Below are 13,183 nucleotides of genomic sequence, written 5' to 3'. Positions count from 1 at the left end.
TTCACACCGCACGAGGTGGAGCAGTCAAGGAGCCGAAGGCAGGGTGGAGATCTTCCGTCAGGAAGATACGACCCGCTCCTTGACTGAGGAATCATGTGCGGTATTCCATACCTACATGGCAACTTGCCATGTAGTTGGCCGGCACCTGAGCCGGCAGAGCTATCCGGCATCTTTTTACTTGATCAACTGCTCGCCAGTATATAAAATACCCTAGAGGAGAGCTCCTCTAGGATATCATATCTTTGACCCTGGTCATGATTTCTCGAAAGACCTGGCTGTCTCTTTTCAGATGTCCTTTTACGTCTATGACCCTCGCGGTATTTATCCATTTGGAATCGTTTATGAATAAGACAGAACGTTTCTTCATCCTACCGACCTTTTCCAGGCGCATCAGATGTTTTTTGCCGTTTAGGGTATCCTTACTATAGGCTTGCGCATAAGCCCGTTCATTACCACTCATCGGCACGACATACGCTTTATTTTTACATAGGCTCAAAATGAGTCCGAAATGCTGGAAGCCTATCTCTTCGATGAATGCATTTCCGAAATCGATATAACAGATATCTCCTACACGGATATCGACACCTTTTTCCGTACAACTATGGTCATTGTGATGATTGTGATGGTTGAGCATTGATATATAGAGTGCTCGGAGATCATCACAGGCTTCAAGTTCTTTCTGCTGTAGTGTCAGTATATCGTCCATCAACTTTTTTCTATCTTCATTTATGGAGATCATATCCTATCTCTCACTTTCTTCAAGATGAAATCCTTGAATTCTTTTTCCGTTCCTACGAACAGCATCCATGACTCCGTATCACGGAAACGGTAACGGATATCACTTGTCCCTATGATCAGGACATAATCGACGACGCTATCTCCCTCAGGCGATAGTAAGAAGCCTGAGCCCTCTGTAGATTCGACCCAGTTCCAACCTTGTGAAAGGGTCTCGATATTCCTGATGTGGGATACCGTGCTGTTTCTGATTATAATGTTGTTGCTTCCGATGATCGTGTTCACTATATTTTTCATATTCTTCTCCTTGCGGGGTCACCGCTTACGATCGTAAGGATGGATACCTTACACTTTCTTCATACCGCTGGAGGTGGAGCAGTCAGGGAGCCGCAAGGCAGGGTGGAGATTTTCCGCTAGGAAAATACGATCCGCTCCTTGACTGAGGAGCCGGATGCGGTATTCCATAGCTACATGGCAAGTTGCCATGTAGAGGCGCAGCCAAAAGGGAAGCGCTGATATTGCAGGATCTGGAGCTATCTCATGGCATCGAGTTTTTTCGTCATTCTCCCTTAGTCGTGATGAGTCATCATACTTATTTTTTATCTTCCAGATGCTTGGTATTCAACCATTGTATCATTTCAATATACATGAGCCGCAGGTTTTTATATAATGTGATTTCCTTCTTGTACCGTTTGATACGCAATAATAAATAGATGATATACAGTATCTGTATCAGAATGAATAATTTCATATTATCTATATCCTTTCTCTCGACTATCTGGTACATGAGAAAACTACCTGGCAAGTTGCCAGGTAGTATAGGCTAATACCTCGTGATGTGATCTGCTATGAATTCATAGGACAGATGTACCTCACCGGATGCATCCTCACTCTCATGGGAGATGATCTGTCCTTTTGCCATCACGCTATCGCCAACCTCCAGAGGGCGGTTATCGAATACGTGCTCATAGGATATCGATATTTCATAGGACGCACCGTCACTGGAAGAGATATGCATATTGAGAAAGCTTCGCTGGGTTGCCGATATCCTTGTCCTGATATCCTTTATCCTTCCACTTATCATAAACAGTTTCATTTCGTGATCCCTCCTAAGTTTTCGATATTCCCACAGATATCGATAACGATATCTTTCGATGTATTTCTCAAATCTCTAAGCTTGGATATTTGTTTTTCAAATATGCTAAGGTCATCGACATGATATAAGATAGGGACTCTAAGGTGAAGCTCATGAAGCTCTAATAGATCACGATGACCTACCTTGATGATCTGATAATAATCGATTTTCAAAATATTTTTAATATAGTTATAGTTTTCAAAACGATCAGTAAGATCTAAGAAAAGATATAGATCCATCAAATTCATATGTTCACGGTAAGACCTTATATCATCGGAAGACATGGATCGTAATATATAGTCGATGATCGATCTTTCATAATCTTCTGTCCGATGACCATTGCAGGAAAAATATGCGATCCCCAGTTTTCTTGCAGCTTTCTCGTTTTCTTTAGAATATCGCATACTACATTCGATACATTCATGCAGTTCATCGTCCGTGATATGTTTGGTCCATGCATGTCCGTTCGTGCGTTCCTGCATTCTTATCAAATCAAAAAATACCTGTGTATCAGATGTATCTATTCCCAAAACTACGATGATATCCCCTGGAAATTCCTTAGCCACTTCCTGTACGGTCATTTCCATTCCTTCAATGATCAGGGTGATATCCGGATTGTTATGACGAAAAGATTTGATATAGCTTTTTATAAACTCTAAAAAAGCTGTGGAATATGTATCCTTCACCTCGGTCTTATTATCCTTTGCATATATATCCTGTATCCCACATGCATAAAACGCATGTCTTACTTCATCCATTGCTAAGATACTAAAAGCACCATATGACAATAATTTTTTAGCAATTGTACTCTTACCAGTCCTTGGCTGTCCTAATATGAATATGTTTTTTATTTTTTTGTTATGTATTCCTTTCAATACGATACTCTCATTCATGCTTGCCTCCCGTAAATGTATTTTTATCTATTATCTTCTTTTATTGCTTTTCCTTGCAGGGTCACCGCTTACGATCGTAAGGATATGTACCTTACACTTTCTTCACACCGCTGGAGGTGGAGCAGTCAAGGAGCCGTAAGGCAGGGTGGAGATTTTCCAAAGGAAAATACGACCCGGTCCTTGACTGAGGAACCGTAAGCGGTATTCCATAGCTACATGGCAACTTGCCATGTAGAGGCGCAGCCATAGTTAATATACTGATTCAAATGCCGGATATCAAAATGAGATAGAAAAATCGAGAGAGGTGTCTCTCCCGATTTCTTTGTTTAGACTAGGTCATCCAATGACAATCCATCATATGTATTTTCTTCCGCTTCTGCTTGAATAGGTGTATCTTTCTGTAAAGCATCATATTCATCCAGTAATGCTTTTACTTTCGGGTCTCTCTGATATTTTTTCAGTTTCTCCATATACTGTATCTCCTTGACTTTGAGTTCCACCTTTTTAAGGATGACATCTGCACTGATTTCCGCTTTCTTCTTTTTCAAATATCCCTCGATATCCATCTTCATGAGATAGGTACTGATTTCGAATGGCATGGAAATCGCCTCAAAATTCGTGAGTTTCCGAGAGATAGAAACAGTAATGAATCCGTGTTCCTTACTATCGATGACCAAAAGGTCAAATTCATTTAGGGCTTTTTCGGATGCTACATAGGCATCCTCATTATTCAAAACTACTAATTGTGACTGTACTTCATAATAATGCATATCTTTCCTCCTGTGCGGTTCTGCCGCTATCGACTGTAAGTGTAGCTACCTTACACTTTCTTCACACCGCTGGAGGTGGAGCAGTCAAGGAGCCATAGGCAGGGTGGAGATTTTCCGTAGGAAAATACGACCCGGTCATTGACTGATGGAGCCGTAAGCGGTATTCCATAGCTACATGGCAACTTGCCATGTAGAGGCGCAGTCAAAAAGGAAAGTGACAATGCTACAAAAAAGCTGCCCTGAGTATCATGCAGCTTGTTCTTTTATTCAGATGAAGGTATCTTCATATAGATATGCGTAATTGTATCCATCATATTTGATAGCCGGGATGTAGATGCCCTTCAATACCGTCAGTTTTTTCATCCCTTGGCTGTTGTTCTTTATGTAGCGAGATTTTTTTAAAGGCAACAGCCGTTTTCTACTATTATCGAGTTTGAATGATCTGGTAATCTCGTCGCGTTGTACGATATCGATGATTTCCGGATAGACTTCTTGCACGACGATATGCAAACTATCGCATACGGACATTACTTGTAAGCAGATAATGTCATCGTTGGATTTCGCAATGAATATATCTCCGATTTGGATACCATATCTACTTGTTACATCATTTTTATTTCTCTGCATACCATTCTCCTTGCGGGGCTACCGCTCTTACTATGTAAGTCAGTTACCTTACACTTTCTTCATACCGCCGTAGGTGGAGCAGTCAAGGAGCTGTAGGCAGGGTGGAGATTTTCCGTTAGGAAAATACGACCCGGTCCTTGACGGATGGAACCGTAGGAGGTATTCCATAGCTACCTGGCAACTTGCCAGGTAGGGGGCGCCATATTCTATCGAGACATGTCCTCTTCATCATCTGAAAGAGGACATATCCTGATGGAATGACTGAGGAGGCTGACAGCCTCCCTAATTATCAAGAAAAAAACTCATTTTTGAACTGTCTCCCATCATTCGATGATACTCAGCAAGCAGCTTTCCGAATTGTGCGACGGTCGGCTTCAAATCTTGTACGACCTTTTCATAGTCGATACCTATTTCTTTACAGAATTCTTCGGTTATCAGGATATTCCCTTGCCAGACCTTCCTTGAACCACTCGTTTCTGCATCGAGTGCGACGGCCAATAGTGGTGCGGTCATCCTTCCGATCTCACACAGCGTTTTATCGAATACCTCGATAAAGAGTGGCAACAGGATGTCCTAAAAGCAGAGCTTCCTCATAAGAGGGGGCGGATGTCTTGTCCTCATGCAAAAGCTTGATACGTTCGTCTAGATAGGATAGAAATTCATCGTGTGCTCTGACAAATGCCTTTTTGATGTCTCTTTCGTTAAAATGATACTAGTTTCCATTGTTTTCTCCTTTGCGGGGTCACCGCTCATCACATGTAAGGCGACTGACCTTACACTTCCTTCATACCGTGGAAGGCAGAGCGGTCAAGGAGCTGGAGGCAGGGTGGAGATTTTCCGCTAGGAAAATACGACCCGGTCCTTGATCGTGGAGCCGGAAACGGTATTCCATAGCTACCTGGCAATCTGCCAGGTAGGGGGATATCTCCTGTAGCTTTCGGCGTACGAAGTGCAAAACAGTGAGGGTCTCTCCTCACTGTTTCATCGAATCATGCCTGGAATCTTTTCTTATCTGCGTCTACGAAGGGTGCTTGCAGCTTTGAAGCATCGCCTAATCTTTTGTGGATACCATATAATGCATTGCCGAACGCTACTAATACATCGTTCATGTATTCTAGAAATCCCGTCATGTCTGTCCCCATCTTATCGAGAAATTCTTTTGATATCCCAAGGGATGGGTGCCAGACCTCTCCTCGTTCTTCCAATGCGATCGAGATGAGTGGATATATCTTATTTTCATAGTCTATCAATGCGCTTTTGAATGCATCCTCATATCGTGGCATCAGCTCCTTTATCCCTGTTACGGCAAGACAGACCGTCTCTTTCAATCGCTTTTGATGCGCATCCTCTTCCGGCATGAGATCGACGATATGCTCGATATTTCCTAAAAACCGAGTTCGTGCTTCCTTGCATACTTCTTTGATGCCTTCCTCTGTTAAGATAATTTCCTGCTTCATAGGTTCCTCCTGTGCGGTTCTGCCGCTATCGACTGTAAGTGTAGCTACCTTACACTTTCTTCACACCGCTATAGGTGGAGCAGTCAAGGAGCTGCAGGCAGGGTGGAGATCTTCCGTCAGGAAGATACGACCCGGTCCTTGACGGAGGAGCCGGAAGCGGTATTCCATAGCTGCCTGGCAACTTGCCATGTAGAAAGCCGTCACATGTGCCGCTGCACTTTTTATAGAAGATCGCTCACATGGCAACTTGCCATGTAGGGGCGCAGCCGGAGAGGAAAGAGAAAAAGCTGCCATTCCAGCAGCCTGTCTTCGTATGTCGTACCTCGTGTGTATCCGGCCATACCTCTTCGTTACATCGCGTCCGTTCTTATGTATACAGTTGAAGTGATATCCCCATCAAGCCTGATATCTACCATCGGGGATGTCAGAAGCCACAGCGTCCGCCTGGGGATCGTTTCCCATCATACTGTAATATTCTGTAAGTACCTTTTCAAATTCTAAGATTGTCGCTTCCATGTCCTGTGAGACCTTCTTATGTTCGACGCCGGCTCTCCTGCACAGCTCTTCGGCTATCATGAGGCCGATCCCCCAGGTCGTATCCACGCCGTCCATTTCTTCATAGAGTTCGACAGCTAATAATGGCGTTCTCGTCTTTACGTGCTCATGCAGTGCTGCCCGGAACATATCGAGGAATATCGGTAACAGGATGACCATGCCCTCTCTTCCTGCGATCATGTCCTCTTTATACTGCCCTGTGAGCTCCTGCTCATCCTCCAGCCGCTCGATGCTCTTGTCCAGATACGATAGAAAATCACTGCTTGCGGCTTCGAATGACTTCTCGATCTCATCTTCTTTCAATACAATATCAGCTTCCATTCTTTCTCCTTTCGCGGGGTCACCGCTCATCCTTCCTGTTTCTTCCGCTTGATCTCTTTATGATAGAGCTTCTTCAGTTTATAGAAGGTCGATCTCCCTATGTTGAGCTGCGCTGCCGCATCCACTGCCGTGATCGCATGTTGGGATTGCAGGACAGCCAGCTTCAGGAACTTATCACTGCAGGGGATCCCAGGACGCCCTATGCGGACGCCGTTCTTTTGTGCCTCTTTTATCCCCTTCATCATTTTTTTCTTATGATCGGCCTCATGTCGGATGATCGCTTCACACTCTTTCATCAACTGCCAAAACGGTTCCAGCATTTCTTTTTCTACTCCCATATCAGCGAGCTGTGTGCAATTATCCCTGGCCTTCTCCAATGCCTTCGATAATCCTTCCGTTTTCACTCATACCACCTCTTTTACATCACAAGGATAGCTTGGGCTTTTTCATATCCGCTACATATATCTTACACCAAAAGTCCCGTCGCATTCAATAGATATGGTACGGGCATCGTCTTGAATATATGAAGGGGATGGAACAGTGAGGGGCTGTCTCACTATTCCGGTATATCCATCCCTATCTCATCGAGGAATTTGCGATATCTCACGTGATGATATCTATACATCTTCGCTCTCTTCCAATGTATCGACGGTAGGCGTAGCTGCCTGGCAGCTTGCCAGGTAAGCTTCCTCATCTATGGAACGTATTGACCACCAGATCGTTATCGCTGTAATCCTGATAGCTCTTCCTGCGATTCACGAAGGTCGCCTTCGCATCCTGTCCATCGGTATCCAGCGTCACCTTACTGCCACTTACTTTGCCGGATATGACATCCGTGATACTATCCAGACGATATCTCGATACCGGGATCTCGCTGATCTCATATTCACCGGCAGGGATATCCTTCCGGACGATCGTTTTCTCTATGCCTCCGGACGCTTTCTTGTCAGACGCTGTGAATCGGATGACCTCCGTATATTCCTGTCTCTCTCCGGTGAAGTCTGTGCCTTCGATATGGAAGAGGAAGGTCGGATCTCCCGACGCCGGATACATTTCTTCCCCATAGATCCGCTTCGTGATCCGCAGTTCCGGTATCGGCAGGAATTCTGCCTTTATGACATGGTCTGAAGAGATATCATGGAAGGTATACGAGGTAGGGTATCGCTTCACGTCTACTTCCTTTCCGTCTACACGCAGTCTGCGCAGATAGTACCCCTTATCCGCTGTATACGTGATCGTTCTATCTTCTCCCTTGTCGATGCCGGTCACCTTGGGTGTGATCGTCCCACCGCTCGCACCGATCTCGATCTTGTAGACACGTTTATATTTCACACTTACCGTATGGTCCTCCTTTATCCCGCTGAAGGTATAGCTCTTCGGATATTTCTTGATATCGACTGCCTTCCCATCGACGGTGACGCTCTCCAATACATGGTTGCTATCCACGGGACTGTAGCTGATCGTCCTGCTCGTATTCGGCAGCTGGGAGGCTGTGCTCGCCGTGATCGTCCCGTTCATCACAGATGTCGTTATCTTGAAATAGAAGCCCACAGTTACTGCATTCGATGTCTTCGTCCCTCGATCTGTCGTTATCGACGCTGTATTGCGGACAGATCCGGAACCGGATGTGCTGAACCAGGCGGATAGGTCATGACCGCTTTTCTTTTTACACTTCAGCGTGACAGTATAGCTTTTTCCATAGAACGAAGCGTCACCGACATTACGAAGGCTCAGCTGTATGGACTGAGCGCTGATGGTACGATCGAATTTCGATGTCACATCGTTACCGGCTGAATCTCGGATGGTGATGCTGCTTGTTCCATTGGCCAGCTGCAGACAGCTTGCCAGGGTATCATTGAGCTTGAAGCTCGTGTAATACGTTGTCGCATCCTCCGGCGGTACTGCAAAGTCTACCGTATAGTTAAAAGCAGTATCATTGTAAATAGATACCGAAGTGCTGCCATTGATGCGTTTCGTCGGGACCGGTGTATCGAACTTCACGAGGGAATCGTTGGACCATTTCCAGTGATAGAACGTTCGATAATCACTTCCTTTGTCCCATGTCTCGACATCGATATCCAGTCTTCTCGTATACCCCAGCCGGAAGCTCGAGGCCACTCCTATCAATGTAGCCCAGTTCTGTCGGTCATCATCTCCACTCAATTCAGACGGTGCATACACCTGAGAACTGTTATAGCTCAGATTACCGCCACTGCCTCTGCTCATCACATAGACGCCATCGATCCCGCTATAGCCATGACCTAAGATCTCCGTGTTATCGATATCTTTGAAATTCGCATGGAAGGGTACTGATATCGGTGTGTTCGTTCCTCTCCTATAGAAGGTGAACTGCCAAACGAAATTCCTGCTCTGATAGGATTGCTGGTAGATGTCGATACTGTTATCCATGAAGGCGACGCTCGGCATGTTAATATCCGGATGCGTCGTCGTAGTCGCCGTGCGGATCTCTCCGTCCACCAGCATGATCTTTAGATCTACTGCCGATCCGTTATAGTGACCGATGTTATTGTATCGCACGCCGATCGTGCCACTTCTCACGAGCGCATTGCTCGATAACAGGGCGAGGTGACTGTTCGTTGGCAGTCGTCCACTGGATGCTCCCTCATTGCGGAACAGTGCGCCGTCGTCATAGCTCCTGCAGCCATAGAATTCCGCCCAGGATACCCCAGGCGTGAACTTCGGTGCGAAGCTGTAATAGGAATCGATGATGGTGCTGCTTCCGGATACCTCATGGATGGTCGCTGCTGTGATATGGCCATCCTGGGGAAGGATGATCAGCAGGAACAGCAACAGGATCGATATGAGTAGTCTACCGTGCTTCTTCATGATCTTTTCGCCTCCTTCTTACGATGATGATCAGGAAGGAGATGGATGCCAGCGTGCTGGATATGAGCAGTGTCCGCTGTGTCTGATCTCCTGTAGCTACGCTTTCCTGTATCGTCAGTGCAGTGAGCTCGACATCGACAGCAGCTTCCCTGATCGAATATGCATTGTCTGTCTCTTTCGGAAGACGCAGTGTGATCCGGATCGTCGTCATCTCCTGTGGTGCATAGCGCCCCATCTCTATACCGCTTTGCGTGTCCTGCATAGTTCCTTCATAGAGGCGGTGGCCATCCTGCATCACTTGCAGCTCCAGTATCTCGGTAAGCTGTCCTTCTCCTGCGCAAAGCTTGAGATAGAGCTCCTGTTCCTCCTTGCTTCGGTTATCCACCCTTAGGGTATAGGTCTGTTCATCTCCCGGAAGCATCCGTGACAGCACGATATCATCTGCCGATGTCTTCTGTATCCCTGCTTCCGTGATCCGGATGTGGATGTCGTCCCTGTCTGATCCTTCTGCCTGTATCCTTACAGGGAGGAAGGGCAACAGCAGTATCGTCAGTAACAGCAGTTTTCTACGCATCGGATCTCACCTCATTCCTTGAACGGAGCGTTTGTCGGATCTCGGTATCTCCCCAGCCATCCGAAGAGACCTCAAGATGCTCACTCTGTACGGCCTGGATCGTCGTCTCCAGTACCAGCGTCTGATCTTCTTTCGTGATGATGTCACTGCTCGCGATGACAGCGTCATACAGCTCCAGTATGCCATCCTCTTCCAGAATGCCTGTATGGTAGAGATATCCGTCTTTCTTCCGTTCCCAGCCATCCGCCAGCTCCAGCTCCGCCTCTGTAAGCTCACGGAGCAGTTCTCCACCGGTATAGACGCAGACCTTGAAACGTACCTGACAGGCAGCTCCCAGGTTCTGCACATCCATATCCAGGGGGATCCTGCTTCCCGGTACGATCGGTTCACTACGCTGTAGGTCATCGATCAATGTCACCTCCACGGTATCCGTCTGTGCGATGAAACGCTGCTGGAAGGAACGTACTAGGGAAGAGAGGGAATCCCCCATGATCAGTCCGCAGATGAGCAGGGATACGACAAGAGATAAGATGAGTGATCTTCTTTTCTTCATGCTATTCCATACCTCCTTCATCGTATACCGGCGAAGGCATCCCGTATATCGCGATAGCCCTCCGCCTGTACAGATTCCGCATAGATGATGATGTCGAATATCTTCCGCTGCTCTATTTCGATGTCCTCGATCGTCACCTTCGTGAACAGACTGGAGGTGACAGCTCCCGGCTCCACGATGCTGTTATGATACCAGTAGCCGTCATTGGCCTGCGTCCAGTCCTTCGTATCGAAGTCCATATGCGCAGGGACGGCCGTATCGGAAAGCGCTGCGTAGACGCGGATATAACAGGGGACACTGCCGGTATTGCGGACCTTCACGTCCTTTTCGTACGTCGTATCCGGCTGCCACTGCTTGGGAGGTGTGAAATCCTCTTCTATCATGACATCGTTCTGTCCAATCGTTATCCGGTTCTCTCTCGTTTCCACATGCGTCAGATAGGCGATACTGAAGGGGACCATTATAAGGATGATCCCTGCCAACAGGAAGACGAGGAACCATTTCTTCCTGTGCTTCATTCATCGTGGCCTCCATCATCGACAGCAGCTTCTCTGTTTTCCGGCATCTGTGGTGCTGTGGTATCCTTTCGGACATGTTCCTGATTGATGAAGCTTCCATAAGCTTCCTCCATCGTTCCGGTCTCCTCCTGCTGGATAGCTATGCTCTTGACCGTGATCGTCTGTTCGCTGTCCTCCAGTCCCTGCTCTTCGATGGCATTACAGAAGGTTACAGATGAGAATAGCTCTGTCGTCGTCTGTCCCGGATCCAATACAGCCTCATAACCAAAGACATAGACCGCTGTTTTCTTGCCATCGGTATCCTCTTCGACGATTTTACTCAGCTGTCGCCAGTGATCCAGATCCGGCGCGAAGAGGAAGAGCTCTGTATCAGCTTTCGGATTCCGTGAGCCATCCTCTTGCGCGGTGATGATATTTACGATCGGTACTCTGACCTCCAGATAGACCCAGGCAGGGTTCTTGCCGGTATTCTCGATCGTCGGATCTTTTGGGATCGTTTTATTCGGTATGATATCTTCTGCCATATCGGGGATACCGTTATGGTCGGTATCTGCGAGATCGTCCCATCTGTCCTCATGCAGGATGGTCCTCACAGAGCCTACGGTAAAGAGATTGTCCTTCGTATCCGTCGAAGTGAAATATGCGACAGAGGATCCAATGATTGTGATCCCTGCCAATGCAGCTATTGAGAGGATGCCTACTTTTTTCTTGTTTCTGATTTCCATAAATTTCTTATCTCCTTTTCCTTTTTCGTATGATCTGCCATGCCAAAAAGGCCGCGCACAGCAGCCAGAGATATCGTCTGATGAATAGGACGATATAGCCGATGTAAGGGATGACCAGGATGACCTTACCGATGATCTGCGTCTTATAGAGCGGTGTAGGATCATCGCTGTCATTGGCGTCTCCCTTTGTGATGAATCTCTGATCATCAATCTGTCTCACGATCCTATGTGTGATGATGGAATCCTGCTTTTGAAAGGTAACGATATCCTCCGTATACAGTACAACATCGGTATCGACCAGTATGAGACTGCCGGTGGATATCGTGGGCTCCATCGAACCACTCAGGATACAATAGATCCGGAAATGACCGCATAAACATAAGGATACCAAAACCAATAGAATGGTCAACGCTATGCTACCTATTCGTTTCGTTCGTATCAGCTCCTTTTTTTGGGGGGGGATAAAAAGGTCAACGATTTGATTTTATAAGACCCTTTAAATAAAATACTGTCAGCGCTGTCATGCATATCGTACAGCCGGATACGGTGACGCTTACTGCATAGTCCAGTATTAAGATATCAAAGATTCGTTGTTTGATCCTAAGAAACAGCATTGGAATAGTAACTAGGTTTATGATCAAGCCAGCAACTATTATCACATTTGTCCTATACCGATTTTTCTTTCTTCTTTCCCTTTCCATCTGGATCAAACACTTTTTTTCTTCTTCATCTGCGGCATGTTTGATCTGTTCGATCGCATCGAATGCAGATAAATGAGCGATACCTTTCAGCCATCTTGCCATGTATGTTTCTTCCTTTCTTTTCGCATGAGCTATTGCAGATATCTTCTTACCTCATCCATGATCATTTTTTCTTTCGTCCGTCGATATTGCTTGATGAACGCATGTATCAGGCAGATGAGCCACGGCAGGAGGATCATCGCAGGTACACTGACAGATATGAGCAGGATCGTGCTTCGATATTCCTGATCAGCTATCGTGGGAAGGACAGCAAGCAGCTTCTTCACATAGAAAGACAAAGATATCGTCATCATCAGCCAGATCATCGAAGAAAAGAAGAGTATCCATTTCTTACATATACATCTCGCACTGATCTCTATATAGCTCAGTAGGAATTCATCCTCATTCATGGAGAGGTATCGCAGTTTCTTTTCTTTGAAGCTCGATAACGCCTTTTCATGACGATATCGATAGCTTATTCTTTCGATTGCTTTATGAAGCAGCTTATGTTCTGTATGCTTTTCCATATCAGATTCTCCTTTCCATATCGAAAGCCTTCGATCGACGAGCAAAAAAACGGGAAATCTCCCGCATATTTTGAAAATGTCATATATCATCGATCAAGGTATAGCCTTTCTTCATTCCAATTTTATAAGTTACCTGGCAACTTGCCAGGTAATGCTTTCTAAGATAGGGATACCTCGTTCGTAGATCACCTGCCATCTGCATCCTT

At 46.1% G+C, this 13,183-nt stretch carries 19 protein-coding genes; all 19 read right to left on the bottom strand.

From position 1 onward, the window contains the following. Positions 1-226 precede the first annotated feature (226 nt). Positions 227-739, bottom strand: coding sequence for a hypothetical protein (locus ACESPQ_RS08695; RefSeq protein ID WP_002610732.1), 513 nt, complete (start codon positions 737-739; stop codon positions 227-229). Further along, complete coding sequence (locus ACESPQ_RS08690) at positions 736-1,032, bottom strand: hypothetical protein (RefSeq protein WP_002610734.1); 297 nt, start codon at positions 1,030-1,032, stop codon at positions 736-738. Before ACESPQ_RS08690 ends, ACESPQ_RS08695 begins: the two co-directional genes overlap by 4 nt. A gap of 295 nt (positions 1,033-1,327) precedes the next feature. Beyond that, positions 1,328-1,486 (bottom strand): hypothetical protein, encoded by a 159-nt coding sequence (locus ACESPQ_RS08685; protein WP_002610735.1) that lies wholly within the window; start codon positions 1,484-1,486, stop codon positions 1,328-1,330. Between the two features lie 72 nt (positions 1,487-1,558). Further along, positions 1,559-1,831, bottom strand: coding sequence for a hypothetical protein (locus ACESPQ_RS08680; protein ID WP_002610737.1), 273 nt, complete (start codon positions 1,829-1,831; stop codon positions 1,559-1,561). Then, entirely contained in the window at positions 1,828-2,763 is a 936-nt protein-coding gene (locus tag ACESPQ_RS08675; protein WP_002610739.1) for a hypothetical protein, read from the bottom strand. The genes ACESPQ_RS08680 and ACESPQ_RS08675 overlap by 4 nt, the downstream gene beginning before the upstream one ends. Before the next feature lie 326 nt (positions 2,764-3,089). Continuing rightward, entirely contained in the window at positions 3,090-3,533 is a 444-nt protein-coding gene (locus tag ACESPQ_RS08670; protein WP_002610740.1) for a hypothetical protein, read from the bottom strand. Positions 3,534-3,800: 267 nt separating this feature from the next. Next, positions 3,801-4,160 carry a hypothetical protein gene (locus ACESPQ_RS08665; protein ID WP_002610743.1) on the bottom strand — a complete coding sequence of 120 codons (360 nt, stop codon included), beginning with the start codon at positions 4,158-4,160 and terminating at the stop codon, positions 3,801-3,803. A 282-nt stretch (positions 4,161-4,442) separates the two neighbouring features. Further along, a complete protein-coding gene (locus tag ACESPQ_RS08660) occupies positions 4,443-4,673 on the bottom strand; it encodes a hypothetical protein (RefSeq protein WP_002610745.1) in 231 nt (76 codons plus the stop codon). Between the two features lie 476 nt (positions 4,674-5,149). After that, complete coding sequence (locus ACESPQ_RS08655) at positions 5,150-5,617, bottom strand: hypothetical protein (protein ID WP_002610747.1); 468 nt, start codon at positions 5,615-5,617, stop codon at positions 5,150-5,152. A 396-nt stretch (positions 5,618-6,013) separates the two neighbouring features. Beyond that, a complete protein-coding gene (locus ACESPQ_RS08650) occupies positions 6,014-6,493 on the bottom strand; it encodes a hypothetical protein (protein WP_008728860.1) in 480 nt (159 codons plus the stop codon). Positions 6,494-6,519: 26 nt separating this feature from the next. Further along, positions 6,520-6,897 carry a hypothetical protein gene (locus ACESPQ_RS08645; RefSeq protein WP_002610751.1) on the bottom strand — a complete coding sequence of 126 codons (378 nt, stop codon included), beginning with the start codon at positions 6,895-6,897 and terminating at the stop codon, positions 6,520-6,522. 286 nt (positions 6,898-7,183) lie between these two features. Next, positions 7,184-9,340, bottom strand: a complete 2,157-nt coding sequence (locus ACESPQ_RS08640; protein WP_257337775.1) for an isopeptide-forming domain-containing fimbrial protein — start codon at positions 9,338-9,340, stop codon at positions 7,184-7,186. Continuing rightward, positions 9,324-9,914 carry a hypothetical protein gene (locus ACESPQ_RS08635; RefSeq protein WP_257337773.1) on the bottom strand — a complete coding sequence of 197 codons (591 nt, stop codon included), beginning with the start codon at positions 9,912-9,914 and terminating at the stop codon, positions 9,324-9,326. Before ACESPQ_RS08635 ends, ACESPQ_RS08640 begins: the two co-directional genes overlap by 17 nt. Beyond that, positions 9,907-10,467, bottom strand: a complete 561-nt coding sequence (locus tag ACESPQ_RS08630; protein WP_002610755.1) for a hypothetical protein — start codon at positions 10,465-10,467, stop codon at positions 9,907-9,909. Before ACESPQ_RS08630 ends, ACESPQ_RS08635 begins: the two co-directional genes overlap by 8 nt. Before the next feature lie 17 nt (positions 10,468-10,484). Then, on the bottom strand, positions 10,485-10,985 hold the full coding sequence (locus ACESPQ_RS08625; RefSeq protein ID WP_373144263.1) for a hypothetical protein: 501 nt from the start codon (positions 10,983-10,985) through the stop codon (positions 10,485-10,487). Further along, the gene (locus ACESPQ_RS08620; protein ID WP_373144262.1) at positions 10,982-11,710 is read right to left on the bottom strand and encodes a SipW-dependent-type signal peptide-containing protein; all 729 of its coding nucleotides are present in this window, start codon (positions 11,708-11,710) and stop codon (positions 10,982-10,984) included. The genes ACESPQ_RS08625 and ACESPQ_RS08620 overlap by 4 nt, the downstream gene beginning before the upstream one ends. A gap of 7 nt (positions 11,711-11,717) precedes the next feature. Beyond that, positions 11,718-12,101 carry a signal peptidase I gene (locus ACESPQ_RS08615; RefSeq protein ID WP_233448451.1) on the bottom strand — a complete coding sequence of 128 codons (384 nt, stop codon included), beginning with the start codon at positions 12,099-12,101 and terminating at the stop codon, positions 11,718-11,720. Positions 12,102-12,180: 79 nt separating this feature from the next. Next, complete coding sequence (locus tag ACESPQ_RS08610) at positions 12,181-12,513, bottom strand: hypothetical protein (protein WP_008729091.1); 333 nt, start codon at positions 12,511-12,513, stop codon at positions 12,181-12,183. A 29-nt stretch (positions 12,514-12,542) separates the two neighbouring features. Further along, entirely contained in the window at positions 12,543-12,977 is a 435-nt protein-coding gene (locus ACESPQ_RS08605) for a hypothetical protein (RefSeq protein WP_008729092.1), read from the bottom strand. Positions 12,978-13,183: the final 206 nt, after the last annotated feature.

Origin of the sequence: Clostridium sp. HGF2, assembly GCF_964240115.1 — a bacterium.
Classification (GTDB): Bacteria; Bacillota_I; Bacilli_A; order Erysipelotrichales; family Erysipelotrichaceae; genus Clostridium_AQ; species Clostridium_AQ innocuum.
This window is presented reverse-complemented; position numbering and strand designations above follow the sequence as displayed.